27 protein-coding genes are annotated in these 24987 nt (G+C 40.0%); 12 read left to right on the plus strand and 15 right to left on the minus strand.

The window, feature by feature from the left end; genetic code table 11:
* Positions 1 to 5 precede the first annotated feature (5 nt).
* Positions 6 to 107 carry a cytochrome bd-I oxidase subunit CydX gene (gene cydX, locus MST17_RS08945; protein ID WP_002120988.1) on the plus strand — a complete coding sequence of 34 codons (102 nt, stop codon included), beginning with the start codon at positions 6 to 8 and terminating at the stop codon, positions 105 to 107.
* Positions 108 to 110: 3 nt separating this feature from the next.
* Complete coding sequence (locus tag MST17_RS08950; protein WP_078188516.1) at positions 111 to 413, plus strand: cyd operon YbgE family protein; 303 nt, start codon at positions 111 to 113, stop codon at positions 411 to 413.
* 20 nt (positions 414 to 433) lie between these two features.
* Here MST17_RS08950 and MST17_RS08955 read toward each other — a convergent pair whose 3' ends face one another.
* The 8 genes from MST17_RS08955 to MST17_RS08990 form a co-directional block, all read right to left on the minus strand.
* Positions 434 to 868, minus strand: a complete 435-nt coding sequence (locus MST17_RS08955; protein WP_257223993.1) for a hypothetical protein — start codon at positions 866 to 868, stop codon at positions 434 to 436.
* A 17-nt stretch (positions 869 to 885) separates the two neighbouring features.
* The gene (locus MST17_RS08960) at positions 886 to 1104 is read right to left on the minus strand and encodes a hypothetical protein (RefSeq protein ID WP_257223994.1); all 219 of its coding nucleotides are present in this window, start codon (positions 1102 to 1104) and stop codon (positions 886 to 888) included.
* A gap of 68 nt (positions 1105 to 1172) precedes the next feature.
* On the minus strand, positions 1173 to 2309 hold the full coding sequence (gene rodA / locus MST17_RS08965; protein WP_180007840.1) for a rod shape-determining protein RodA: 1137 nt from the start codon (positions 2307 to 2309) through the stop codon (positions 1173 to 1175).
* 85 nt (positions 2310 to 2394) lie between these two features.
* Complete coding sequence (ispD, locus tag MST17_RS08970) at positions 2395 to 3120, minus strand: 2-C-methyl-D-erythritol 4-phosphate cytidylyltransferase (protein WP_180026260.1); 726 nt, start codon at positions 3118 to 3120, stop codon at positions 2395 to 2397.
* Positions 3083 to 3475 (minus strand): septum formation initiator family protein, encoded by a 393-nt coding sequence (locus tag MST17_RS08975; protein WP_078188520.1) that lies wholly within the window; start codon positions 3473 to 3475, stop codon positions 3083 to 3085. The genes ispD and MST17_RS08975 overlap by 38 nt, the downstream gene beginning before the upstream one ends.
* Positions 3476 to 3491: 16 nt before the next feature.
* A complete protein-coding gene (gene eno, locus MST17_RS08980; protein ID WP_078188521.1) occupies positions 3492 to 4781 on the minus strand; it encodes a phosphopyruvate hydratase in 1290 nt (429 codons plus the stop codon).
* Between the two features lie 64 nt (positions 4782 to 4845).
* Complete coding sequence (gene kdsA / locus MST17_RS08985) at positions 4846 to 5703, minus strand: 3-deoxy-8-phosphooctulonate synthase (protein ID WP_078188522.1); 858 nt, start codon at positions 5701 to 5703, stop codon at positions 4846 to 4848.
* A 31-nt stretch (positions 5704 to 5734) separates the two neighbouring features.
* Positions 5735 to 7375 carry a CTP synthase gene (locus MST17_RS08990; protein ID WP_180026261.1) on the minus strand — a complete coding sequence of 547 codons (1641 nt, stop codon included), beginning with the start codon at positions 7373 to 7375 and terminating at the stop codon, positions 5735 to 5737.
* Between the two features lie 229 nt (positions 7376 to 7604).
* Between MST17_RS08990 and MST17_RS08995 the strand changes: the two genes are divergently transcribed.
* The gene (locus MST17_RS08995; protein ID WP_180026262.1) at positions 7605 to 8018 is read left to right on the plus strand and encodes an internalin; all 414 of its coding nucleotides are present in this window, start codon (positions 7605 to 7607) and stop codon (positions 8016 to 8018) included.
* Between the two features lie 111 nt (positions 8019 to 8129).
* On the opposite strand, the gene MST17_RS09000 is transcribed toward MST17_RS08995, so the two are convergent.
* Positions 8130 to 9014, minus strand: a complete 885-nt coding sequence (locus tag MST17_RS09000; RefSeq protein WP_180026263.1) for a LysR family transcriptional regulator — start codon at positions 9012 to 9014, stop codon at positions 8130 to 8132.
* A gap of 108 nt (positions 9015 to 9122) precedes the next feature.
* Here MST17_RS09000 and dkgB point away from each other — a divergent pair, with 108 nt between their 5' ends.
* Together dkgB and MST17_RS09010 are read left to right on the plus strand one after the other, a co-directional pair.
* A complete protein-coding gene (gene dkgB, locus MST17_RS09005) occupies positions 9123 to 9929 on the plus strand; it encodes a 2,5-didehydrogluconate reductase DkgB (protein WP_218949175.1) in 807 nt (268 codons plus the stop codon).
* 1 nt (position 9930) lies between these two features.
* Complete coding sequence (locus MST17_RS09010) at positions 9931 to 11106, plus strand: MFS transporter (protein WP_180026264.1); 1176 nt, start codon at positions 9931 to 9933, stop codon at positions 11104 to 11106.
* A 38-nt stretch (positions 11107 to 11144) separates the two neighbouring features.
* On the opposite strand, the gene MST17_RS09015 is transcribed toward MST17_RS09010, so the two are convergent.
* The 3 genes from MST17_RS09015 to MST17_RS09025 form a co-directional block, all read right to left on the minus strand.
* Complete coding sequence (locus MST17_RS09015; RefSeq protein ID WP_180026265.1) at positions 11145 to 12236, minus strand: YheT family hydrolase; 1092 nt, start codon at positions 12234 to 12236, stop codon at positions 11145 to 11147.
* Between the two features lie 203 nt (positions 12237 to 12439).
* Positions 12440 to 12844 carry a nuclear transport factor 2 family protein gene (locus MST17_RS09020; protein ID WP_180026266.1) on the minus strand — a complete coding sequence of 135 codons (405 nt, stop codon included), beginning with the start codon at positions 12842 to 12844 and terminating at the stop codon, positions 12440 to 12442.
* 122 nt (positions 12845 to 12966) lie between these two features.
* Positions 12967 to 14991 (minus strand): NADPH-dependent 2,4-dienoyl-CoA reductase, encoded by a 2025-nt coding sequence (locus MST17_RS09025; protein WP_180026267.1) that lies wholly within the window; start codon positions 14989 to 14991, stop codon positions 12967 to 12969.
* A 181-nt stretch (positions 14992 to 15172) separates the two neighbouring features.
* Between MST17_RS09025 and MST17_RS09030 the strand changes: the two genes are divergently transcribed.
* Both MST17_RS09030 and MST17_RS09035 read left to right on the plus strand, forming a co-directional pair.
* Positions 15173 to 15712, plus strand: coding sequence for a PadR family transcriptional regulator (locus tag MST17_RS09030; protein WP_180022122.1), 540 nt, complete (start codon positions 15173 to 15175; stop codon positions 15710 to 15712).
* Positions 15713 to 15736: 24 nt separating this feature from the next.
* The gene (locus MST17_RS09035) at positions 15737 to 16645 is read left to right on the plus strand and encodes an alpha/beta fold hydrolase (protein ID WP_180026268.1); all 909 of its coding nucleotides are present in this window, start codon (positions 15737 to 15739) and stop codon (positions 16643 to 16645) included.
* A gap of 133 nt (positions 16646 to 16778) precedes the next feature.
* Here the strand turns inward: MST17_RS09035 and MST17_RS09040 are convergent, their stop codons facing one another.
* On the minus strand, positions 16779 to 17690 hold the full coding sequence (locus tag MST17_RS09040) for a LysR family transcriptional regulator (RefSeq protein ID WP_078188530.1): 912 nt from the start codon (positions 17688 to 17690) through the stop codon (positions 16779 to 16781).
* A 279-nt stretch (positions 17691 to 17969) separates the two neighbouring features.
* Between MST17_RS09040 and MST17_RS09045 the strand changes: the two genes are divergently transcribed.
* Positions 17970 to 18884 carry a LysR substrate-binding domain-containing protein gene (locus MST17_RS09045; protein WP_180011275.1) on the plus strand — a complete coding sequence of 305 codons (915 nt, stop codon included), beginning with the start codon at positions 17970 to 17972 and terminating at the stop codon, positions 18882 to 18884.
* A 320-nt stretch (positions 18885 to 19204) separates the two neighbouring features.
* On the opposite strand, the gene map is transcribed toward MST17_RS09045, so the two are convergent.
* Positions 19205 to 19999, minus strand: a complete 795-nt coding sequence (map, locus tag MST17_RS09050) for a type I methionyl aminopeptidase (protein WP_168378636.1) — start codon at positions 19997 to 19999, stop codon at positions 19205 to 19207.
* Between the two features lie 349 nt (positions 20000 to 20348).
* Here map and brnQ point away from each other — a divergent pair, with 349 nt between their 5' ends.
* Both brnQ and MST17_RS09060 read left to right on the plus strand, forming a co-directional pair.
* Positions 20349 to 21641, plus strand: coding sequence for a branched-chain amino acid transport system II carrier protein (brnQ, locus tag MST17_RS09055; RefSeq protein WP_180026269.1), 1293 nt, complete (start codon positions 20349 to 20351; stop codon positions 21639 to 21641).
* A gap of 558 nt (positions 21642 to 22199) precedes the next feature.
* Complete coding sequence (locus MST17_RS09060; RefSeq protein WP_078188534.1) at positions 22200 to 22436, plus strand: hypothetical protein; 237 nt, start codon at positions 22200 to 22202, stop codon at positions 22434 to 22436.
* Between the two features lie 273 nt (positions 22437 to 22709).
* Here MST17_RS09060 and MST17_RS09065 read toward each other — a convergent pair whose 3' ends face one another.
* Complete coding sequence (locus MST17_RS09065; RefSeq protein WP_180026270.1) at positions 22710 to 23171, minus strand: hypothetical protein; 462 nt, start codon at positions 23169 to 23171, stop codon at positions 22710 to 22712.
* Positions 23172 to 23345: 174 nt separating this feature from the next.
* On the opposite strand from MST17_RS09065, the gene MST17_RS09070 reads away from it, so the two are divergent.
* Both MST17_RS09070 and MST17_RS09075 read left to right on the plus strand, forming a co-directional pair.
* Complete coding sequence (locus MST17_RS09070; protein ID WP_180026271.1) at positions 23346 to 24206, plus strand: alpha/beta fold hydrolase; 861 nt, start codon at positions 23346 to 23348, stop codon at positions 24204 to 24206.
* A 216-nt stretch (positions 24207 to 24422) separates the two neighbouring features.
* Positions 24423 to 24908: an Lrp/AsnC family transcriptional regulator gene (locus MST17_RS09075; protein WP_078188537.1), complete on the plus strand. Its 486-nt coding sequence runs from the start codon at positions 24423 to 24425 to the stop codon at positions 24906 to 24908.
* The last annotated feature ends 79 nt before the right edge of the window (positions 24909 to 24987 follow it).

Consider the following 24987-nt stretch of genomic DNA (forward strand, 5'->3'; position numbering starts at 1 on the left):
AGACGATGTGGTATTTTGCTTGGATTCTCGGTATTTTGATGGCATGTTTTGCGGGTGTACTTAGTGCGCTTTACATCGAACATCATCAAGATCTAGATGAGGAATAACAAATGACTGATGCTGCTGTAGAAAAATCACTTGTAGAAAAGAAGCCAAATAAATTTGCAATGGTCATTTCCTGCCTGTTAGCTTTTCCTTTGGCAGCCGTGTTACTTGTACATCCCGCTGCCATGCTGGATGACAATGGTGGATATAGCCATCGAGCGCTGATGTTCATCATGATAGGTATTTCAGGTGGTTTTGTGCATGGTGTGGGTTTTACGCCACACCATTGGTTCTGGAAATGGCTTTTTAGCCCCTTTCTCGCTTGGCCACTGATGTTATGGGGCTACTACACATGGTTCCTACATTAATTAATATCTAAATAAAGCCCTCATTTGAGGGCTTTATTATATTTGCGATCAATTTCGGCTTTTTTTTCTGCTGTAATATCGTCTTGCATTTGAAAACAGTCTCTAAATTTTTCATGGATATGATGAATATATTTTTCTTTAGCGGCATGCCTTAGCAAAATTTGAGCTGCCATTATGATAAATCCATTGACTTGCTTCACTATTATTATGCGCTGAGCATCCGCCAACCCAGCTTTTCGCTGAATTAATGAGTTTCGACCAGTATGCACAATCGAATGCAAATGCTTTAACGAATAGAACTTAAACTCTTTAAACATTTCAACAATATGCTTAATTTCTACAACATTTTCTAACTTTGTAATCATTTCAGCTGCGGTAGGAATTTTCACATTCTGAAGCAACTCTTCTTCTCGTTGAATTTCAAATTTCTGAATTTCTATATTAGAGGCGACCATTAGTAACCAATATGCCCTCACCACAGCTTCAAATTGAATTCGAAATAATGCGAGTGCAATATATCTTGGCGTGATTCTAAAAGTTGTAAAATGGCTTCACCATGCTCCATGGATAATTCACAACATTCATAGACCAAATCAAGTCGCTGCACGCCACCAATAAATGCTGAATGATTTAACTCGTTATATAGCTCATCCAACATCGATTCAGAATCACGAAAAATATCGATCAACATCAGCTTCCATTTTTTAAATGCCAAAATTTAAAATATAAAAAAAGCCGGATTAATTCCAGCTTTAAAATTTAACGATGCGTATGAATCGACATCACAATCCCCATACCTGCAAGCATGGATATGACTGCTGTACCCCCATAGCTCATCAAGGGTAATGGATCACCTGTTACAGGCAAGATACCACTAACCATACCTGAGTTCAAAAATACAAAGAAGAAGAAAGTTAAGCCCATCGCCCCTGCATAAAGTCGTCCAAAATTATGGAAGGAATTTAGTCCAATAATTAAACAGCGAACAATAATTGCTGTAAACAAACTAAATAAAAGGAAAACACCAATAAAGCCAAATTCTTCAGCATAGGTCGACATAATAAAGTCAGTATGATGCTCTGGTAGATAACCTAAGTGCGACTGTGTCCCTTCGGTATAACCCTTGCCCATTAAACCCCCTGAACCAATGGCAATTTTAGACTGAATAATGTTCCAACCTGCACCAAGCGCGTCAGATTCTGGGTCAAATAGCGTCAGCACACGTTTTTTCTGATATTCCTGCAAAAAGAACATCCAGAGTACAGGTGCTGCAATCGCAAAAGCGGTTAAAGCACCTGCAATCAAACGCCAAGACATTCCACTTAAAAATAAAACAAAAATACCCGGAATAATCAAACCGATATTCAAGTCAGGCTGTAAAGCGACCAATGCAAATGGAATCAATAATAAAATTAATGCACCGACAATTTGTAAAAATTTCGGTGGAAAAGGTTTTCGCGCAAAATACCACGCCATCATGAGTGGCATGGCAAATTTCATAAACTCACTCGGCTGCATACTGCCGATACCCGGCAAGCTAATCCAGCGTTTCGCCCCCATCCTTTTTTCACCAATGACCAAAACCAACAACAGTAAAAATATACCGATGGCGTATAAGTACGGACTCATAGATTGGTAAACTTTGGGTGGAATTTGCGCGCAGATCAGCATCACAATAAAGCCCACGCCAAAACTTGTGGCTTGACGCAGCACCATTCCCGAGTCTTCTGCGGTCGCACTATAGACAACCATCAGCCCCAATATTGCATTGAGTACCAAGAAGCAAAGTAACCACGGGTCTAAATGAAGTTTAGCCCATCGAGAAGAATCGTGTTTTATACTGCGGCCATCGCGTAATGACTGACGTAAAAAACGATACTGTTGAGAAGGGATCATTGCGAAACAGATCTAAAAAGGATGCGGGAATTATAGATTAAAGCGACAGTAAAAATCACTTTCCCTTAAATATTCCTCGAAATAATCATCTATTAACTTGAGACGCTAAAATTAAACGTGCCAATTCCAAGTCATCAGGATAGGTAATTTTAATATTGTCCGAACGACCCTGCACGACATTGACATGCTCACCGAAAAATTCTAAGGCACTTGCTTCATCTGTGATGGTCGCACCAGCGGCAAGCGCTTGTTCAATGGCATTTTTAAGCACACCCAATTTGGCAATTTGTGGTGTCTGCGCTTGCCATAAAGTTGAACGATCTACCGTAGTTGATATTTGTGGTGCCGTTTCAACTCGTTTTAAGGTATCGCGTACGGGAATGGCGAGAATCGCACTTAGCTCTGAATCGACTGCCGATTGAACTAAATTTTCTAAACTCAACTGTGAGACACATGGTCGTGCTGCATCATGAACAAACACCCAATCATCATCATTGGCAATCGCAGATAGATATTGCAATGCATTGAGTACAGAATGCACACGCTCTGCACCGCCTAAACAAAAATGAGCCTTCTCTTGATTAGTGAGTGCCAAGGTCTGAGCAACATTATCTTGCTCACCTATAGCCAATACATAGCCTGTCAACGGCAATTGGTTGAGACGTGCAACTGTGTGTTCAAGCACAGTTAGACCCGCAATGTTTTGATATTGTTTTAGTTCAGTTTTAGAAAATCGACTTCCTGAACCAGCAGCAGGAATAATAGCCCACAATTTAAGGTTCGGGTGGAAGTTCGGCTGGTTCTGATTCATTGGTACGTAGGTCTACTTTTGCATTTGGATCAATATAAATTGGTTTGTACTGAGTACTGATCGTACTCATCTGTACGAAAGTCTCATGCGGTTTAATTAAACCTAAATCTAGACGAGCATGCTCTTCAATAGCTTCAACGCCATTTTTTAAATCGTATACTTCAGCGGCAAGCACGCGATTTCGTTCTTTTAATTCGTCATTGAGTTCGACTTGTTGTTGTATTTTCTGACTCAGTTGTTGATGTTGATGATAACCACCTTCACCGAACCAGTATAAATATTGAAACCCTGCGATCAAAAAGATCGCAAGGCCCAACAATGCTTTACTCGCTTTGGAGTCAAATACATTTAACATAGATAGCATGATCTGCTTAGTTCAAACCTTTGAACTCAGCTTTACCGCGATATGCAGCATTAGTCAATTCTTCAATACGAAGTAATTGGTTATATTTCGCTACACGGTCAGAACGGCAAAGTGAACCAGTTTTGATTTGACCCGCTGCTGTACCCACTGCAAGATCCGCAATAGTTGAATCTTCAGTTTCACCAGAACGGTGTGAAATTACTGTAGTGTAACCATTTGCTTTTGCAAGGTAGATTGCATCTAGAGTTTCAGTCAACGTACCGATTTGGTTGTACTTGATCAGAATCGAGTTACCCACTTTTTCATTGATACCACGTTGAAGAATTTTAGGATTCGTAACGAATAGGTCATCACCAACCAATTGGATTTTGTCGCCAAGGATTGAAGTGAGGTAAGACCAACCTTCCCAATCAGACTCATCCAAACCATCTTCAATTGAGATGATTGGGTATTGTTTTGCAAAACCAGCAAGGTAGTCAGCAAATTGGTTGCTTGTGAATGCTTTATTGCCTTCACCTGCAAGGATGTATTGACCATCTTTGTAGAATTCTGAAGATGCACAGTCAAGCGCAAGCATAATGTCAGAACCAGCTTTGTAGCCAGTTTTTTCAATTGCTTCAAGAATTACTGTAATTGCTTCTTCGTTAGAACGAAGGTTCGGTGCAAAACCGCCTTCATCACCAACTGCAGTATTTAAACCTTGTTTCTTTAATACTGATTTTAAAGAATGGAAAATTTCAGCACCAGCGCGTAAAGCTTCAGAGAATGAAGTGAAGCCTACTGGCTCAATCATAAATTCTTGAATGTCTACGTTATTGTCTGCATGTGAACCACCATTTAGGATGTTCATCATTGGAACAGGCATAGTCAAAATGCTGTTATTACGAAGGTCTGCGATGTATTGGAAAAGTGGAATTTTCTTTTCGTCAGCAGCAGCGCGCGCAGCAGCTAGCGATACCGCTAAAGTTGCGTTCGCACCTAATTTTTCTTTGTTTTCAGTACCGTCAAGCGCGATCATTGTGTTATCAATGTCTTTTTGTTCGAATACTGATTTACCCAACAATGCATCACGAATTACTGTGTTAACGTTGTTAACCGCAGTTTTAACGCCTTTACCTAAGTAACGAGCTTTGTCGCCGTCACGAAGTTCTAAAGCTTCACGAGAACCAGTTGAAGCACCAGATGGTGCACATGCACGGCCTACAACGCCAGAGGCTAAGATTACGTCTGCTTCGATGGTAGGGTTACCACGAGAGTCCAAAATTTCACGTGCACGAATGTCAACGATTTGGCTCATGAACAATTCCTCAGTTGATTAATAAAAATGATGCGTCAAAAGTGACGCATCAATGTGTATCGAATTAGTGTGTGTCTAACTTTGCGAAACCTTTGACCAAGGTATCGAGTTCTTTTAACTGTGCCAAGAAAGGTTCCAACTGTGACATGCGTAGCGCACATGGACCGTCACATTTGGCATTTTCTGGATCTGGATGAGCTTCTAAGAACAAACCTGCTAAACCAGTCGCCATACCTGCACGTGCCAATGTCGTGATTTGCGCACGACGACCACCTGCAGAATCCGCACGACCACCCGGCGTTTGAAGCGCATGTGTCACATCAAAGAACACAGGGACATTCATTTCTTTCATGATGTCAAAGCCCAACATGTCTACAACTAAATTGTTGTAACCAAATGCTGAACCACGTTCACAAAGAATTAGTTTGTCATTTCCTGCTTCCAAACACTTATGCAAAATATGACGCATTTCGTGTGGTGCGAGGAACTGTGCTTTTTTAATGTTGATGATGGCATCAGTTTTCGCCATCGCTTCAACAAGGTCAGTTTGACGGCTTAAAAATGCAGGAAGTTGGATAATATCCGCAACTTCAGCAACAGGCGCAGCTTGGTATGGTTCATGTACGTCAGTAATAATCGGCACATTAAAGTGTTTTTTAATGTCAGCTAACCACTCGATTCCTTTTTCCAGGCCTGGGCCACGGAAAGAGTTCAAGCTTGAACGATTGGCTTTATCAAAACTTGCTTTAAATACATACGGAATATCCAAGCGTTTGCAGATATCCACATAGGTTTCAGCAATTTCAAAAGCAAGGTCTTTTGACTCAAGTACGTTCATGCCGCCGAATAGTACAAATGGCAAATGATTTGCCATTTGTATATCGCCTAAACGTACAATTTCCTGTGGTTTTAATTGTGACATTTAAACTCTTCCTGGTTTAGTCAAAAACACATTATTTCGCTTTTTGGTACTGCTTTTTAGCAGCATCAATAAAGCCTGCGAATAATGGGTGTCCATCACGTGGTGAACTTGTAAATTCCGGATGGAATTGTACAGCAATAAACCAAGGATGTTCAGGAATTTCAACAGTTTCAACGAGACGCTGTACTGGAGAATAACCTGAAATCTTCATGCCTTTTTCTTCAAGCACTGGGATATAACGGTTGTTCATTTCATAACGGTGACGATGACGTTCAACGATCTCTTCAGAACCGTAAACTTGTGCAGTTTTTGTTCCCGCAACCAATTCAGATTTTTGAGCACCCAGACGCATTGTGCCGCCTAAGTCAGAATCTGCATTACGTTGTTGAACTTCGCCGCGCTCATCTAACCATTCAGTGATTAGACCAATCAATGGTGATTTTGTAGAACGGTTAAATTCAGTTGAAGTTGCATCACTAATACCCGCAACGTTGCGCGCATATTCGATCACAGCCAGCTGCATACCTAAACAGATGCCGAGGAACGGCACACCGTTTTCACGTGCAAAACGAATCGCTTTCATTTTGCCTTCTGTACCGCGCTCACCGAAACCGCCCGGAACTAAGATTGCATCCGCGTCTTTTAATACGTCGGTTACATCTTGGCTTTCAAGTTCTTCAGCATTGACGTAGTCGATTTGAACTTTCACACGGTTTTGAATACCCGCATGTAAAAGTGCTTCGTTTACAGATTTATACGCATCTGGAAGTTCAACGTATTTACCAACCATCGCTACACGAACTGTGTATTCAGGGTTTAGTAATGCATCTACAACGTTATCCCAGTCTGTAAGATCAGCTTCTGGAAGATCGTTATAACCAAAACGTTCACAGATTAAATCATCAACGTTTTGTTCATAGAATGTACGTGGAATTTGGTAAATCGAACGCGCATCTTTACACACCACAACTGCACGTGCTTCAACGTTCGTAAATAACGCGATTTTACGTGTAGTATCAGCATCAACATCATGCTCTGTACGGCAGATCAGGATGTCTGGTTGAATACCAATCGACAAAAGCTCTTTTACAGAGTGTTGAGTTGGTTTAGTTTTTAATTCAGCAGCTGACTTAATGTATGGGAGTAAAGTTAAGTGCATTAACATTGTTCGCTTATGACCGAGTTCGACCATAAGTTGACGTACAGATTCCATGAATGGGAGAGATTCAATGTCACCTACTGTACCGCCGATCTCAACGATCGCAACGTCATAGCCTTCACCTGCGCGAAGAACACGTTCTTTAATATTGTCAGTAATATGTGGAATAACTTGAACTGTACCACCGAGGTAGTCACCACGACGTTCTTTATTCAAGACATCTTGGTACACTCGTCCTGAAGTAAAGTTGTTCAGTTTGGTCATTTTCGCACGACGCAAGAAACGTTCGTAATAACCCAAGTCTAAGTCAGTTTCAGCACCATCCTCTGTGACAAAAACTTCACCGTGTTGGAATGGACTCATAGTCCCTGGATCGACATTAATGTATGGATCCATTTTTACCATGGTTACTTTTAAACCACGGGCTTCTAAAAGCGCAGCCACTGATGCAGCTGAAATACCTTTACCTAGTGATGATACAACACCACCAGTAACGAAAATAAAATGGGTCATTAAGTTTCTCGTACAATGGAGCCTAAATTGGCCTACAATGTTGTGCGATTTTACTTTACTCTGTACCAAGAAAGCAAAGTCATTCCGCATCAATTCATAGAACAATTAACAATTGGCTATTGTAACAGCAATTATCATAAAAATTTAGAGTAAGTTCTTATCATTTCTATATTCTTATTTGCTGTTATAATGCATTTATCCAATCCACACTTTTTTGTTTTGTGTAATTATGAATAAGAAACTTTTAATCTGCGGTGCAATCGCAACAGGTCTACTTCTTACAGCATGTGTAAAAAAAGAAGCACCAAAAGAAGAAGAACAGGAACAGGTTGAAGTTGCAGCATCTGAACCAACAGCATCTGTACCTACACAATTAGAACCAGTTGAAGAACAACCAGTTGTTGAAGAACCGACTCAACAGCAAGTTGAAGTGATTCGTGAAGAGACACCGAATACAACAACTGAAATTCGTCGTGAACCTACTCCTCCTGCAGAAGCTCCTGCTCCAAAAGCAGAAGCACCTAAAGCAGCAGAAAAACCTGCGCAAGCTGCTCAACCTAAACAAAACTCAGGTTCTGCACAGTCTGAAGATGACGCCGTAGCTGCTGCCATTGCTGCTGCAACACCAGCTTTAGAGAACTAAGATCGAAGTTTTATCAAACAAATGATCAAAAAAACCCGGCAAAAGTCGGGTTTTTTATTGTTTCTATGTAAATAAAAATCTGTACCCGACGATGCACTGTTTTTCTCACAACTATTCTTGTAATTTTTCAGCTAAATATTCAATAAATAAACGAACACGTTTCGGTAAATGCTCTTGTTGATAATAGACAGCATGAATAAGCTGTTCATGTGGCTCAATTTGATCGTCTAAAAGTTGTACCAATCGTCCTTCTGCAATATCTTTTTCTAACATAAAAATCGAAAGACAAGCGATGCCCATCCCATGAATCGCAAGCTCGCGTATCGTTTCACCATTTGACGCCTTGATGTTCGGGCGGATCGTCAGGGGCTTCCCTGCGACTTGGATCGGCCAAGTATTCATATGGGTAATTTGACTAAATCCAAGTAAAGCATGTGCGGTTAGCTCTTCAGCATTTTGCGGACGTCCATGCTGCTGAAGGTATTCAGGACTCGCCACCAAACACAGTCGACTCTTGTAGATAAGTTTTGCATGCAAACTGGAGTCGCTTAATTTTCCAAAGCGAATTGCGACATCTGCTTTATGCTCTAATAAGTCAATCACTTGATCATGATTCACCAATTCAATCTGTATATGCGGATAACGTGCATTAAATTCTGGTATCAAGGGAACGATCATATGCAGAATAAACGAAATCGCAGAATCGACCCGCACCAACCCCGAAGTATCTGCATCTAATTTCAGCAGAGAATCTTCCGCTTCACTCAAATCATTCAATATCCGCCGTGTTTTAGCTAAAAATAATTGCCCCTCCTGCGTCAGCTTAATTTTGCGGGTTGTTCGTTCCAACAGGGTTACATTTAATTTAGATTCCAGACGCTGTAATGCGCGGCTTACACCAGATGCTGTTTGATCCAGTCTTTCTGCTGCTTTAATAATAGAGCCGCTATCTACAATAACAGTAAAAGCCTGCAGCTCCTCAATTGTCGATTTCATTGCTTATTCGATTCGTGATTTTTAATCAATAATATATTCCAAATTCATGCATTTTTCTTCATTAAAATTAGCAGCACAATAGCATCAATTCAAAAAAGAGAATTCCTGATGATTGTTCCCCAATTTGGTGTCGGTACCTTCCGTTTGGCAGGTGAAACTGTCATTCATTCAGTTAAAACAGCCTTAGAGGTAGGATATCGTGCTGTAGACACCGCACAAATTTACGCTAATGAAGCAGAAGTAGGCCAAGCACTCCATGAAAGTCAGGTCAATCGAGCTGATATTTTCTTAACCACGAAAATTTGGACTGAAAATTATGCTGCCGACAAACTAATACCCAGTCTAAAAGACAGTTTAATTAAATTGAGGACTGATGCAGTTAACCTCACACTTATTCATTGGCCAGCACCTGCTCTAGGAGTCGATATTCCTGAATTAATGGGACATTTACTTGAAGCAAAAAAACAAGGTTTGACTGAACATATTGGTGTATCTAATTTTAATATTGAGCTCACTCAACAAGCCATTGATCACATCGGGCTAGAAAATATTGCAACCAATCAAATTGAACTTAGTCCATATTTGCAAAATCAAAAATTGGTCAATTATCTGCAAACGAACAATATAGATGCCACATCCTATATGACCTTGGCTTATGGCAAAGTTTTGCAAGACCCAACCCTGTTAAATATTGCGGCCGAACACCAAGTCACTTCGGCCCAAATTGCACTCGCATGGGCACTGCAAAAAGGTTATGCCGTGATTCCATCATCAACCCAACGTGAACATTTAACCAGTAATTTAAAAGCTCAAGAGATTCATTTAACACCAGAACAGATGCAGGCCATTACCACACTAGACAGAAATGCGCGTGAAGTGAACCCACCTGAACTTGCTCCAGTGTGGGATATTTAATATGAAATTCAATTTTCCATTAATTGCATTAGCCGTAGGTGCTTTTGCAATTGGCACAACAGAATTTTCACCGATGGGTTTTTTGCCTGAAATCGCAGCAGATTTATCGGTATCTATTCCTCAAGCGGGCTTACTGATTAGTGCCTATGCCGTTGGCGTCATGATTGGTGCCCCATTGATGACCTTATGGTTAGCACGTTTTCCAAAACGTACATCACTCATGTTATTAATGACAATTTTCACCCTTGGCAATCTGCTTGCCACAGTTGCGCCAGATTATTTAGGTTTAATGGCTGCGCGTTTAGTGACGAGTTTGAACCACGGCGCCTTTTTTGGCTTAGGCTCTGTCGTCGCAGCAAGTGTTGTTCCAAAAGATAAACAAGCCAGTGCCGTTGCTATGATGTTTATGGGCTTGACCATTGCCAATATTGGCGGCGTGCCACTCGCAACATGGGTGGGGCAAAATATCGGTTGGCGTATGTCTTTTGCGGCCATCACCTTACTTGGCATCATCACCATGTTGGCATTATGGAAAGCACTGCCCCATCAGCAACAGACCGAAAAACCGGATGTACGAGCAGAGTTAAAAGTATTAACACGCATGCCTGTTGTTTTAGCACTGCTCACCACGGTCATGAGTGCTGGAGCTATGTTCTCGCTCTATACCTATATCGCACCAAGCTTAAAAGTCTTTACTCATGCAAGCCCCGAACTTATCACTTTCATGTTGGTCTTAATCGGGATCGGATTTTCAATTGGTAACCATTTCGGTGGTAAGTTCGCAGATCAATCCTTAGATAAAACCTTGATTGGCTTTTTAGTCTTACTCATGCTGATGATGCTGTTATTTCCAATTTTAGCAACAACCACCATTGGCGCGGCGATTGCATTAATCATCTGGGGAGCAGCAGCCTTTGCCGTCGTACCACCTTTACAAATGCATGTTATGACAGTAGCTCACGATGCACCAGGCCTCGCTTCTTCAGTGAATATTGGTGCATTTAATCTTGGAAATGCTTTGGGCGCTGTTGCAGGTGCCGCAGTGCTAAATCTCAACCTAAGCTATGCTGCAGTGTCTTATGCAGGCGCTACACTGAGCGCTATAGCGTTGATTTTAGTATTGATACAGATGAAGCTTAAACCTCAAACATCTGCATGTTGCGCACAAGCTGAGTAACACACACTTAAAATAGCCTACCCAAAGTAGGCTATTTTTTAGTTCGCATATAACTTTAAAAAATCTGCCATCAATTTGGTTGCCCATGAATGGGTTTCCACTAAACCTTCATAATAACCACAGTGACTGCCTTTTTTGGTGGTTACCACCACAACATTCGGCAAAGAACGGATTAATTCTTTATAGGGTTCAAAGTTTTGAATGTGGCAAACAGGGTCATCTTCGGCATTTAAAATCATCAATGGAATTTTAAGATTTTCAAATACATAAATTGGATTGGTAGATTTTGCATAACTTTCATAATCGGCAAAACCAGCCATTTGGAAATAAGCACGCTCAAACTGCGCCAGATCTTTACTTTTTAGGACTTCTATTAAAGATGGTGTTGTTGACCATGTTGCAGAATAGGGTTCTACAAATTTCTGAAAGAGCTTCTTGGTCATCATTTTACTGTAAAAAGGATGTACATTTTTAAAGCCAAGCTCAGTATCATAGCCCGGACATAAAGCAAAAGCCGCTTTAAGTGGTGTTTCCTCACCTTGTTCGCCTAAATAGCGGACCAATAGCCCCGTTCCTGCAGATGAACCGACGCCATACAAACACGATTCGGGAAATTTCTGCTGAATAAAGGCAATCTGTTCACGCAGGTCATCGGTTGAACCAAATAAATTTATTTTGGCAACTGGCATAGGTAAATTGGCATGACCACGTCTTAAACACAGTGCAATGCGCCAACCTGTATATAGATGAAGATCCCGAACCACTTCTCGCATACTTTCAGGCGTTCCCGTAATCGTATGCATGAGTACCACAGTTGGCACATCCGCAGGTAAATCTAAGCCCAACCATGCAATGGCTGTGATTCCACCATCAGCCATGGTTAGCTGCTCTATAGCATCATATTTAAGCTTCACTTGACGCTTTTTAATGACATCAAAATACAGTAAATGTGCGTGGGTATTCGACAGCCAAGGCGTAGGGCGATATTTTTCATGTAGTTGCTTTAACTTCGGCAGCACATGTTTCATTTGCCCTTCAGGATGATAATAAAGCTGTGGTAATTCTGCACCGATGGCATGATCTACAAAATTTAAAAGAGCCTGACGCCCTTTATGAATCACATTATTCATTGACCTTACCTTCACCTCGCTTCGCACCACAGCAAATTATTCCAATCTTTTCACTTTGACTAACAATGCCCATTAAAAAAAACGTATCTACAAAACCATATCTCGCTAGCAATATTTGTTTGCTTAAGCCTCAAAAGCAAAAAGCATGACAATATCCATCATGCTTTTTATCATTCTGTGATGAGCATTTAAAATCAGCAGATTTAAGGCTGATATTGCATAATGCGCTCACCCATTTTTGCAGCCAATGCTTCTAAGCCACTTTTTGGACGAAGCATGACTTCAAAATCAATCATCTGACCTTGTTCATTAAACTGAATCATGTCGATCCCTTTTAACTTTTTCTCGCCAACATTGGCAGAAAACTCAAGAACTACGTTCAAGCCATCTTCTGTATAGAACTCACGGTGATAGGTAAAATTTTCAAAAATTTGAATCACATTGGTCAAAATAAAAGTTACTACAGGCTTACCTGGATATGGGTTAAACGCGACAGGTGAACGAAACACCACATCTTCTGCCAAGAGTTCATTTAAAATATTCATATCCCGTGTGTTAAGCATTTCGTGCCAACGTGCAACAGATTTTTTTGTTGTTTCAATAGTCATGTTTATGTCCTTTTTTTTGATGAATCATTTCCCTTTCCTCAAACTCCTCTCCCAAATGGAGAGGAAGCACGACAACTGCATATTAAATTGAATGAAGTTGTCGTGGTTTAGTATGAGGCTGATTAAATCACCGCAGCCAAATCTGCACCTTGACGAATGGCACGTTTAGCATCCAACTCACCGGCTTCTTTCGCACCTCCAATCAAATGCACATTTTTGCCATCTGCTTGTAGCTGTTCATACATCGCGGTATAGGATTCCTGACCTGCACAAATCACCACATGATCAACATCTAAAATACGTGATTGACCATCAACGGTAATATGCAAACCTTGATCATCAATTTTGTCGTAGCTTGCACCCGCAATCATTTTCACATCGCGGTGTTTCAAACCTGTACGGTGAATCCAACCCGTGGTTTTACCTAAGCCAGCACCAACCGATTTAGCCTTACGTTGCAATAAATACACTTCACGCGGCGATTCTTCGACGTCTGGATGTTTCAAGCCACCGACTTGCGCATAAGTGGTATCAATACCCCATTCATCATAAAATTTCTCAGGATTGAGGCTACCGCTTTCACCTTCATGCGTTAAATATTCAGCCGTATCGAAACCAATACCGCCTGCACCAATGATCGCTACACGTTTGCCCACAGGGTGACGTTCACGTAAAACCTGTAAATAGCTCAATACTTTTGGATGATCAATACCATCTATATCTAACTGACGCGGTGTAACACCCGTCGCCACCACGATGTCATCAAAATCAGACTGTGCTAACTCTTCATAAGTTGCCGTATGGTTCAGTACCAATTTAATCTGAGGTAATAGTTCTATTTTACGTCTGAAATAACGCAGCGTTTCATAAAACTCTTCTTTACCAGGAATCGTTTTCGCAATATTAAACTGCCCACCAATTTGGCTCGATGCTTCAAAAATAGTTATGTTATGACCACGCTCTGCAGCATAAGTTGCAAAGCTTAAACCTGCAGGTCCCGCACCAATCACAGCAATATTTTTCACCTGTGCAGATTCTTTAAAAATCAGTTCAGTTTCATAGCAAGCTTGAGGGTTAACCAAACATGTTGCAATTTTCATTGAGAAAATATGATCTAGGCAGGCTTGGTTGCAACCGATACAGGTATTAATTTCATCACTACGACCTTGTTCTGCTTTTTCCACAAAACGTGGGTCAGCCAGCATTGGACGTGCCATGGACACCATATCTGCATCACCCGAAGCAAGTACGTGCTCAGCCATTTCAGGAGTATTGATACGGTTTGAGGTGATTAAAGGAACATTCACAAGACCTTTTAATTTCTTGGTCACCCATGTAAATGCAGCACGTGGCACTTTGGTTGCAATGGTCGGAATACGTGCTTCGTGCCAGCCAATACCGGTATTGATAATAGTTGCACCGGCTTTTTCAATGGCTTTTGCAAGTTGCACAACTTCTTCAAAAGTCGACCCACCCTCAACCAAATCCAACATAGAAAGACGATAAATAATAATAAAATTTTCACCAATTAATTCACGCGTACGACGCACGATCTCAATTGGAAAACGAATACGGTTTTCATAACTGCCGCCCCATTCGTCATCACGGTGGTTGGTACGTGCAGCAATAAACTCATTAATTAAATAACCTTCTGACCCCATGACTTCTACACCGTCATAACCCGCTGTCTGTGCTAACTGAGCACATCTAGCAAAGTCATTGATCGTGCGTTCGACGTCTGCTGTGCTTAAAGCTTGTGGTTTTACTGGGTTAATTGGTGCTTGAATTGAAGAAGGTGCAACATTATTGGCCTGATACGAATAACGACCTGTATGCAAAATCTGCATCGCAATTTTACCGCCAGCATCATGTACCGCCTGCGTAATTACTTTATGCTTTTCTGCTTCTTCTAAAGAGTCTAATTTTGAACCACCAGCAAATGTCACACCATCATCATTGGGAGAAATACCACCGGTTACAATCAAACCTACACCGCCTTTCGCACGCTCTGCATAAAAAGCTGCCATGCGTTCATAGCCACCCGGTGCTTCTTCCAGACCGATATGCATAGAACCCATCAATACACGGTTCTTTAGCGTTGTAAAACCTAAATCTAGTGGTGCCAATAAATTTGGATAATTTGACATTTTTTCTCCTTAGCGTGCTGAAAAGCTGGCTATTTTTATCTTCGCTTGTATACGAGCTTTCTCTTTCCATCTACGCATACAAGATTTTTGCAACTTGTTGCACTAATTTATATGCGAGATTTGATTTTTATGCAACATGTTGCATAATAAAAAGTACAAAACTATTTTGACTGAGCCATATATGTCTTTAGCCCATGTTTTACTCACGAGCTTACTTGAAAAACCGAGTACAGGAATTGACCTTGCACGCCGTTTTGACCGCTCTATGGGCTTTTTTTGGAATGCAACACATCAGCAAATCTACCGTGAACTCAGTGGTATGCAGCAAAAAGGCTGGATCAGCACTATTGAAGATGAGCACAGCACAACCCGTAAAAAAACCTACCAAGTTGAACAACTTGGACGTGTTGAATTAGCCAATTGGATGGTTGAGCAAAGCCCTCCGGCTCAATTACGTGAAGAGTTGATGGTTCGTTTACGTGCAGAAGCTCAGCTGGGTACAAATGGCGTATTACCCGAATTAGAGCGCCATCTTGAAATTCACAAAGAAAAACTAAAAGTGTACCAGTCTATTTTTGCAAAAGACTTTGCACATGCGCATGATGAAGACCGTACTTTGTACATTCATAAAATGATTTTACAGCTTGGGATTGATTTGGAAATCGGTTGGATCAAATGGCTTGAAACCATCATTCCACAGTTACATAAGTTTAATCGCTAAAACAAAAAATAAATAGGAAGCCGCATGCCACACTATACAATGCCCGATCAGCAACAACTGTATGTTCGTGAATATGGTCAAGGAGAACCCATTCTGGTTTTATCTGGACTGGGCATGCAAAGTTGGCAATGGCACCCTTTTCTATATCAACACCGAAAGCATTTTAAATTTATCATTCCAGACTGGCGTGGATTTGGCGGCTCTAAACTTTGTCAAATTCCAAATATGGACACCATTTCAAGCCATTGGCGAGATATTGACAGCTTAGTTTCCCAGCTCGGTTACGATAAACTCACGGTGATTGCCTACTCCATGGGGGCAACGACCACCATGCACGGTTTAAAATACGGTCAGTTTGCCGAAAAAATTAAACGTTATTTGCACATCGATCAAACGCCTAAAATTAGAGTAGATGAAGATTGGCAATATGGTTTATATGGCAAACGTCACACTGAGTTTTTAAGTATTTTAGAAGACATCTCGAAGGTACTTGCAACTAACCTCTCCGTGCCATTTGCACAGCAGATGAATAAACATGACCGTCAAGGTCTGGTCGACGCTTGGTTAAGATTCATAGACTTACAAAATAGCAATCCTTATGCATTATCCGCTTTCCGTTTCGCATACCAACAACCAACTTTACAGAAGCTGATGTTACCATCACAAAGTGTGGCCTATTTATATTGGTATATTCAAAATTATTTGAACCATACTGAAGATTATCGTGAAGCCATTGCAGCACTCACCGCTCCGACGACTTTTTTCACAGGGGCAAAATCGATCCTCTATCCTGCCCAAGGTCAAAAAATTATTGCTGACAGCCTAGCCAATGCAGAGCAGATTATTTTTAAAAAATCGGGACACACGCCATTGCTCAGTGAACCGGTCAAATTCAGCCGTGAAATCACCAAGTTTTTAAAACAAGCGCTCTAATAAGACTGAATAAAAAAATAGGCTCAATACTTTCAAGAATGAGCCTATGTTTTATGCAGAAAGGTGTTACTTAAACGTTTGCTTCAAAATTGAATTTCAAATTTAACGTTATTATTACTTTTTAAAATAAGCACTAGAAAACCCGACGATCGTATTCAATTGCTTCCAAATCATATACTTGGTAAACGCAGTCAAATAAAGGACGCGCCAACTCCCCTTCATCATCATTCCGCACGATCAAGTAAATTTGGCTAATGGCCGCACTATCCGATAATTTCACATAATTCACATGCCTAAACTGCATAATTTGTACAGATTCAGGAACAATACAAATACCTTCGCCTGCTGCAACCATGCCTAGTGATTGCTGCAAATCTGCTTGGGTGTTAAAGCGTTTCGGCTCCATACCGTATTCTAAAAACAACGACTTGATCAGCGTTGCATAACTTTGACCATCCGTTGCTGGATAGATAAAAATCTGCTCATCTTTGAGATTATTTAATGCAATCTGCTGCTGTGAAGATAAAGGATGGCTCGAATGCACCGCAACAATTAGCGGCTCTTCACGCAATAGCACACGTTTAACCGCCTGATCCGACACACGAACTCGGCTAAAACATGCATCAACCCGACCTTCTTTTAATGCCTGAATCTGATCAACTGCACTCAGTTCGATTAAATTTACATTTAAGTGTGGGTATTGCTGGCGGAACAAATAAACAATTCGAGGTAATAAACCACAGAGTAACGAACCGCCATAGCCAATATTAATAGTACGTTCAGTGGCACTGGCCCGCTGCGTAATGAGCTTAATCTCTTCTGCATTGGAGAGTAATTTCACGGCTTGCTGATAAAAGAAACGGCCGATGGTGGTGGTTCTTAAAGGACGGCTGCCACGCTCAAAAAGCTGTGCACCCAACTCTTCTTCTAAATTTTGAATTTGACGACTTAAAGGAGGTTGAGCAATAAATAGCTTTTCAGCAGCCTTCGTAAAACTCTGTTCTTCTACAACGGCGACAAAGTAACGTAAATGTCTTAATTCCATGACATTGTCCTTTAATGTCGAATTTCTTTCATAATGGTCTTGTATTTGAATATATCAGGACGACACTCAAATCACATCCTTCAAATTCGGTTATTTAAAAGATATATACACCACATTTATTGTTTGGTCATGCTAATGTGAAACGATTACAAGGTTAACCCGACTTTAGTCTTGGCAATTTTGCTCAACTTTCTCACATGAAAAACTACAAAACGTGATTGACTTCATGAAACAATTCAAGTTAATTAGCTAAATCGTTGCAAATATGGAATAAGAACAGTGCTGAGTGATCTAGATGATTTTTATTGTTTTGCCCAAGTGGTCGAGCATGGTGGTTTTAGTGCAGCAGAACGTGCAACAGATATTCCAAAATCAAAACTGAGTCGTCGGGTCTATAACTTAGAAGAACGTTTAGGTGTCCGCCTGATTCAACGTAGCTCACGACATTTTGCTGTTACAGATATTGGTATGAATATCTATCGCCATGCACAAGTCATGATGAATGCCGCTCAAGCCGCACACGATTTGGTTGATCATCTCAGTACGCAGCCGCGCGGCTTAATTAAAGTCAGCTTACCGGTTTCCATCGCGCAAAATGAAATGACCAAAATTTTGCCTGAATTTTTAAAGCAATACCCAGAAATTAAAGTGCAAATGATGGTGACCAATCGCCGCGTAGATATCATTAATGAAGGCTTCGATCTTGCGCTACGTGTACGTTCAAATCTAGACGATGACCCGAATTTAGTTATTCGTAAATTTGAAACGATTGAGCAGCACTTATTTGCCAGTCAGGCCTATCTGAATAAATTTGGCGAACTCAAACAACCTGAAGATTTATCACAGCATCAAATCTTAAGTATGGCGGATGAGCATCTCGATCAACATATTATTGTGACCGATGCACAGCATCATCAGAAAAAAATCAAAGTTAACCCAACCGTGATGGGTTCTGACCTATCGATGTTAGCTGCACTAGCCTGCCAAGATTGTGGCGTGGTGTTATTACCCGATAGCATTGTGTCCGATCATGTGAAATCAGGTGCTTTGGTTCATGTATTACCTGAATGGAAAGCTGCACATGGTATTTTCCATGCTGTATATCCATCTCGTCGTGGCTTATTACCGGCTGTACGTGTTTTCATTGATTATTTAGTTGAAAAACTCAGCCAACATGAACACGCTAAATTTTAGGCAAAAAAAAGCTTACCCATGTGATGGGTAAGCGAAAACTTAAAAACTAAGTAAAATCAGAAACTACAGCAGAATCTGTAATCATATTATATAAATAAAATACATCTTTATTAAATCGTTAATAGCTCTAACTGATTTTCAGAGTTATAAGCAAAACCTTATAAATTAAGCTATAGAGAAAACCTCTTAGTCTTAAAACCTATAACGCTCATACACACTACAACTTATTAGACTAAAGTCAAAAAATATACACTTGTACAATTTAATTTAACTTCAATCCTTTAGATACAGCAGATTCAGGATTAAATTCGCGATTTAGCTTAGATTGCAGGATATGTACCTGTACCTTCTGGCCATGGAGATAGCAACTCAAAACCACTATCGGTTACAACCACCATATGCTCCCACTGTGCAGATAAAGAGCGGTCTGCAGTAATCACTGTCCAGCCATCTTTTAACTCTTTAGTTCGCGCTTTACCGCTGTTAATCATCGGCTCAATGGTAAAGACCATGCCTTTTTTTAGAATTACACCTTGACCCGGTTGACCATAGTGTAAAACGCTCGGTTGCTCATGATAAACCTTACCAATCCCATGACCACAGTATTCACGTACAATGCTGTAGCCTTCACGATGAGCAACTTGTTGAATGGCATAACCTACATCTCCCAATGTTGCTCCCGGTTTAACTGCATGAATCCCAGCAACCATGGCCTCGTAGGTAGTTTCGACTAACTTTTTAGCCGCAGGTGAAACTTCACCCACATAGTACATACGACTGGTATCACCAAAATAACCATCTTTAATGATGGCAACATCAATATTGATAATGTCACCATCTTTCAATACAGTTTCTTTCGAAGGAATACCATGACAAACCACTTCATTCGGTGAAATACAGGTGGTTTTGGTATAGCCATAGTAGCCAACGTTGGCAGGAATCACTTTAAGTGTGTTGACGATAAAATCATTACAGATATCGTCTAGATATTCAGTGGTCACGCCCGGCTTGACATACTCCCCGATCATCTCTAAAACCTGAGCAGCTAAACGACCTGAAATGCGTAATTTTTCAATATCTTGCTCGGTTTTAATCGTGATTTTGGAAGCTTTCATCTGAATATCCTCAAATTTGAATACACCGAATTATAGACCTTTTAGATTTTTTTTGTTTTATTCAGCCAATATTTCTGCATTTATTCGGCTTATAGCATCCTATTTAGTGCTGAAAATTAGAACAATTGATTTATATCTGATAAATCTTAATCGCTAAACATATTTCTATAAAAAATTTATATACAATAAATTTCTTTTATTTATCATAAATATAAATAAAACATTATTTTATCTGTCAATATATTCATGATTCGTATTATAAAAACTATCTATACGATTTATAAATTTTGCTCCAAAAACGAGCTTAATTGCACTAAAATTGCCTTTTTTCACAGTTCATCTCCCCTTTATGACAAGTCTTCGTACACGGGATATTGTTGCCTTAGGTTTTATGACCTTTGCACTGTTTATTGGTGCAGGTAACATTATTTTCCCACCAATTGTCGCACAGCAAGCGGGTGAACATGTTTGGTTAGCTGCATTTGGTTTCTTAATCACCGCAGTTGGTCTACCTGTCATCACGATTATTGCTTTGTCGCGTGTTGAGGGTTCTATTCAAGTTTTAAGTTCACCTTTGGGTAAAGCAGCCAGCATTATCCTTACTGTCGCGTGTTACTTAGCTGTTGGACCTTTATTTGCAACACCTCGTACAGCTACCGTTTCATATGAAATTGGTTTCTCTTCTTATTTTGGTAACGGCGCAAACAGTCTGCTAATTTATAGCGTGATTTATTTTGCATTAGTGACCATTGTTTCACTTTATCCAAACAAAATTTTGGATACTGTGGGTTATTTCCTTTCACCGCTCAAGATCTTAGGTCTCATTGTACTGGGTATCTCTGCGTTCTTTATCCCTGCCGGTGTGATTCCACCTGCTATTGGTAATTACGTGGCTGCACCAGTTTCAGAAGGTGTGGTCAATGGTTATTTAACCATGGATACTTTAGGCGCTTTAGTTTTTGGTATCGTGATCGTAAAAGCCATTACTTCACGCGGTGTAACGGATAGTAAGCTCGTCACTAAGTATGCTGTCATTGCCAGTATTATTTCTGGTATTGGACTTACACTGGTTTATATCAGCTTGTTCAAACTCGGTATGGGCAGCCATGATATTGCTCCAAATGCAACAAATGGTGCAGTGATCCTGCATGCATATGTACAACATGCATTTGGTGATATGGGCGCTTATTTCCTATCCGCAATGATTTTTGTTGCATGTATGGTGACTGCGATAGGCTTGACCTGCGCATGTGCTGAATATTTCTCAGAATTGACTAAAATTCCATACAAAGTTTTTGTGTTCATTTTAGTTGGCTTCTCACTGCTGATTTCAAACTTAGGTTTAACCAAACTCATTGCTGTTTCAGTACCTGTTTTAAGTGCGATTTATCCACCTGCGATTGTAGTTATCCTACTTAGCTTCTGCTCTAAATGGTTTATTTCACCATCAAGAGTTATTGCGCCTGTTACCGCATGTGCGTTTATTTTCGGTATTTTTGACGGTTTAAAAGTGGCTGGTTTCGAAGATGCACTTCCAAGCTTTATTGCCAATCTACCGCTTGCTCAACAAAATTTAGCATGGCTGATCCCTTCTGCGATTGTGCTGATTATTGCTGCTGTAATTGACAAAGTTAAAAAATAACCTTTTTTGACCTGTCTAAAATCGGAGTTTTACCCGAATGACGATTTTACCTGTGACCAATAATTGTCGAGTTTTACCCAAACTGACATTTATTTGTCCTACTACAGCGCAATAATCCTAAGTCATTGAACTTTTAAATAAAGTTTTATTTTCATGATGAGAAAAAAAGCCAGCCCTTTGGCTACAAAATATAATAATAGTTAAAATACAAATACTTTCTGCAAAATACACCGTACACAAACTCCATGATTAAGCCCGATTCAGACTGTAAGCTAGGCGGTTTCGTGTCATAAAGCCGATATACCCGTGTTGGTATATATATTGCTTATTCATACATAGATATTATGCATCGACCATTTTACTCACTAGTCAACACCTTTAGATTCATAATATTTAGTATATGAATAAAATGATTATTCTTATATGATGATCTAACATAGTTTTATGACAAAATAATGACATTTGCTATTGAAATACTTCTAGTTTCGAAGTACAACAGTAGTTCAAACCTGACCAAAATCATGGGTTTTGGCGAAACAACAACACGGAGGGGTGGAGATGTTATCAGTACATTTCAAAAAGCAATTCTTCATTAACGCTCTGAAGGCAAATAAGAACATGGTGACCTATACAAGCACCACTATTGCTCTCATGCTGACACTACTTATTCAAGGCTTAATACAAGGAAATTTAAGACCTGAATACTTTGCTTATGCGCTTATTGTCTCGGTGGCCTTTTATTTATGGGCAGTCATTGACCACAAATATCGAAAGCAAAAATCAACAGAATTTTAAGTTAGAAGATGGATGAGGCATCATCCATCTTGAAAAAAGAAAAGATGCCACCCCTACCTTCTCGATTATTTAATCCATTTTAAAAAACAATACAAATAATCCCTAAAATAACCAGAAAATCATCAGCCTTTTCTCATGAATTTTCGATTCTATTTAACTTCAAATTTTGTTTTATAAATTCTTCTACATAGCCATCGTCTGCACTTTAAAAGCTTTTAGTTCTTGATTAGCTTCCAATCTCATGCAAACCATTTCTAATTGATATTGCTTTGTTTAAAACCAAAATTTAACGATGACTCCAAAGAGCAATCCGAGTGTTGCAATTAACTCGCCTATCACCAATCCAAGCATTGCCATACTCATCATCCATTTAGGTAAATGCCATTTGCCTAAGACGTGCGGGACTTTAAATTGATTGGTGGTATCGGCTAAATAGCCATGCAGTACATAACTTAAAATCGAAAAGCTAAAAAAGAACAAATTGATGATTACAAAGAGTAAATTGAGTGTATGTGGAAGTGCTGAAAAATAGGCCAATACCGCCAAAATGAGCGTTGCTGGGGCGTATAACAAACTACTCCGATGTGCTATATCGACATAATAATGCGCACGTGCTAGTTCAGAATGTCTTATTTGTGCATATTTCCACACCCCCGTGAGCATACCTACCCATAAATAAATCCCACTAAAAACTATCGCAATTTTTACTGCACTTGAAAGTTGAAATATATCCATTTTTAATTCAAATCCATTGTTCAATTATACGCATTATTTTTATCTGTATTTCTTCTCCAATAATACTTACTTCTAACCTATTATGACATGACTTTAGAGTCATACTCTTTTCAAGTTTCTTTTTGGAACTTGTTTAAATTAGTGACATCGGAATACATCCATAAAGTTTGAATCATGTCATCATCTGAAAAACTCACGATTCATTGCCAAGACGGCTATCCACTGAGTGCGCGCTATTATCCGCACCAGACAGAGCTCAAACAGGTTTTACCTGTGTTGATTTGTCCAGCCACAGGCATTACCAATCAATTTTATAATAGTTATGCAACATGGTTGAGCCAACAAGGCTATGACGTTTTAGTTTTTGATTTTCGTGGTATTGGTGAGTCGCTACACAGCCCTCTAAAAGAATCGACAGCAAGTATTGTGCAATGGGGGCAGCTTGATATCCCTGCGGCAATCGACGCCTTGATCAGTAAAACGCAAGCGCCTAAAGTCATATTACTCGGTCATAGCGCAGGCGGACAATTATTAGGTATCGTGCCAAATTTTGACAAAGTTGCTAAAGTGGTTGCTGTTTCTGGCTCTACAGGTCATGTAAAAAAACTTAAAGGTCGTACCAAACTTTTAGCTCCAGTGATGTTTAATGTGATCTTCCCGATTGCACGCTATACCATTGGCTATGGCCCGACCAATGCAATTGGCATGGGTGAAAATTTGCCAAAAGATGTTGCTCGTGAATGGGCTGAATTTTGTAGCAAACCCGGTTATGTCATCAATGCCTTAGGCAAAACTGTTCAGCATGATTTTCATCAACAAGTGAGCTGCCCGATCACTGCCGTATGGAGCTCTGATGACGAAATCGCCACGGAAGCCAATGTCAAAGACTTGCTGCGCTTATACCCGAATGCTTCGACTCAAATGATTGAGTTAAAACCGAAAGAAACAGGTCATAAAGCCATCGGACATATGTTGATGTTTAAATCGTCACATCAAAACCTATGGCCGATCATTGAACAACAGTTACACGCTTAAGTTTTTGCCACTCAGTCAGTAATCCGGCTGAGTGGTCTTTTTATGGACTGCACAATAATTTCTACTTTTAGATTCAATCACCCTGCCTGACAGCTTACATATTTTATTTTTCTATCTTTAAAATCTGCACTGAACGTCCAAGTGTACTTATTTTCTTCAGCCGACCATTGCAAAAAATGATATAACTATTTTTTCTCAATTATATTCTATTTTGGCATGAGTGAAGCACGACACAACCTCGACAGAATTGATCGTTTAATATTATCCGCATTAAGAGAAGATGGACGACTCACCATAGCCCAGCTTTCTGAACGTGTTGGTCTCTCCTCTTCGCCGTGTTGGACACGCTTAAAGCGTCTAGAAAATTTAAAAATTATCGACGGCTATACAGCCAACATCAACCCAAAATCGATTGGGATCAATGAATTATTCTTTATTGAAATTACATTAGAACGTCACGACGATGAAATTTTAGATCAATTTAGTGAAACTTTAGCCAATATGCCAGAAGTAGTAGAAGCACATTTAGTCACTGGCGATTATGATTATTTGGTGAAAGTTGCAGTTAAAAATGCTGAACACTATGAGCGTTTTTTACGTAAAAATTTATATTCTATGAAAGGTATACGCCATACCCGCTCCATTTTTGCGCTACGACAATTAAAATCTGCCAGCAGTGCTGACCTCATGATGATTGAGTAATGAGTCAATATAGATCTAATCTATAAAATGACTTTAAAATTTAAGGGCAATTGAGTTCAGCACTCAATTGCCCTATTTA

Origin of the sequence: Acinetobacter sp. YH16056_T (assembly GCF_024605895.1) — a bacterium.
GTDB classification, from domain to species: domain Bacteria; phylum Pseudomonadota; class Gammaproteobacteria; order Pseudomonadales; family Moraxellaceae; genus Acinetobacter; species Acinetobacter amyesii.

Excerpts from the sequence above, each read along its gene's own strand:
- cydX (WP_002120988.1), top strand. The coding sequence starts at position 6 with ATGTGGTATTTTGCTTGGATTCTCGGTATTTTGATGGCATGTTTTGCG.
- MST17_RS08950 (WP_078188516.1), top strand. The coding sequence starts at position 111 with ATGACTGATGCTGCTGTAGAAAAATCACTTGTAGAAAAGAAGCCAAAT.
- MST17_RS08955 (WP_257223993.1), bottom strand. The coding sequence starts at position 868 with ATGGTCGCCTCTAATATAGAAATTCAGAAATTTGAAATTCAACGAGAA.
- MST17_RS08960 (WP_257223994.1), bottom strand. The coding sequence starts at position 1,104 with ATGTTGATCGATATTTTTCGTGATTCTGAATCGATGTTGGATGAGCTA.
- rodA (WP_180007840.1), bottom strand. The coding sequence starts at position 2,309 with ATGATCCCTTCTCAACAGTATCGTTTTTTACGTCAGTCATTACGCGAT.
- ispD (WP_180026260.1), bottom strand. The coding sequence starts at position 3,120 with ATGAATCAGAACCAGCCGAACTTCCACCCGAACCTTAAATTGTGGGCT.
- MST17_RS08975 (WP_078188520.1), bottom strand. The coding sequence starts at position 3,475 with ATGTTAAATGTATTTGACTCCAAAGCGAGTAAAGCATTGTTGGGCCTT.
- eno (WP_078188521.1), bottom strand. The coding sequence starts at position 4,781 with ATGAGCCAAATCGTTGACATTCGTGCACGTGAAATTTTGGACTCTCGT.
- kdsA (WP_078188522.1), bottom strand. The coding sequence starts at position 5,703 with ATGTCACAATTAAAACCACAGGAAATTGTACGTTTAGGCGATATACAA.
- MST17_RS08990 (WP_180026261.1), bottom strand. The coding sequence starts at position 7,375 with ATGACCCATTTTATTTTCGTTACTGGTGGTGTTGTATCATCACTAGGT.
- MST17_RS08995 (WP_180026262.1), top strand. The coding sequence starts at position 7,605 with ATGAATAAGAAACTTTTAATCTGCGGTGCAATCGCAACAGGTCTACTT.
- MST17_RS09000 (WP_180026263.1), bottom strand. The coding sequence starts at position 9,014 with ATGAAATCGACAATTGAGGAGCTGCAGGCTTTTACTGTTATTGTAGAT.
- dkgB (WP_218949175.1), top strand. The coding sequence starts at position 9,123 with ATGATTGTTCCCCAATTTGGTGTCGGTACCTTCCGTTTGGCAGGTGAA.
- MST17_RS09010 (WP_180026264.1), top strand. The coding sequence starts at position 9,931 with ATGAAATTCAATTTTCCATTAATTGCATTAGCCGTAGGTGCTTTTGCA.
- MST17_RS09015 (WP_180026265.1), bottom strand. The coding sequence starts at position 12,236 with ATGAATAATGTGATTCATAAAGGGCGTCAGGCTCTTTTAAATTTTGTA.
- MST17_RS09020 (WP_180026266.1), bottom strand. The coding sequence starts at position 12,844 with ATGACTATTGAAACAACAAAAAAATCTGTTGCACGTTGGCACGAAATG.
- MST17_RS09025 (WP_180026267.1), bottom strand. The coding sequence starts at position 14,991 with ATGTCAAATTATCCAAATTTATTGGCACCACTAGATTTAGGTTTTACA.
- MST17_RS09030 (WP_180022122.1), top strand. The coding sequence starts at position 15,173 with ATGTCTTTAGCCCATGTTTTACTCACGAGCTTACTTGAAAAACCGAGT.
- MST17_RS09035 (WP_180026268.1), top strand. The coding sequence starts at position 15,737 with ATGCCACACTATACAATGCCCGATCAGCAACAACTGTATGTTCGTGAA.
- MST17_RS09040 (WP_078188530.1), bottom strand. The coding sequence starts at position 17,690 with ATGGAATTAAGACATTTACGTTACTTTGTCGCCGTTGTAGAAGAACAG.
- map (WP_168378636.1), bottom strand. The coding sequence starts at position 19,999 with ATGAAAGCTTCCAAAATCACGATTAAAACCGAGCAAGATATTGAAAAA.
- brnQ (WP_180026269.1), top strand. The coding sequence starts at position 20,349 with ATGACAAGTCTTCGTACACGGGATATTGTTGCCTTAGGTTTTATGACC.
- MST17_RS09060 (WP_078188534.1), top strand. The coding sequence starts at position 22,200 with ATGTTATCAGTACATTTCAAAAAGCAATTCTTCATTAACGCTCTGAAG.
- MST17_RS09065 (WP_180026270.1), bottom strand. The coding sequence starts at position 23,171 with ATGGATATATTTCAACTTTCAAGTGCAGTAAAAATTGCGATAGTTTTT.
- MST17_RS09070 (WP_180026271.1), top strand. The coding sequence starts at position 23,346 with ATGTCATCATCTGAAAAACTCACGATTCATTGCCAAGACGGCTATCCA.
- MST17_RS09075 (WP_078188537.1), top strand. The coding sequence starts at position 24,423 with ATGAGTGAAGCACGACACAACCTCGACAGAATTGATCGTTTAATATTA.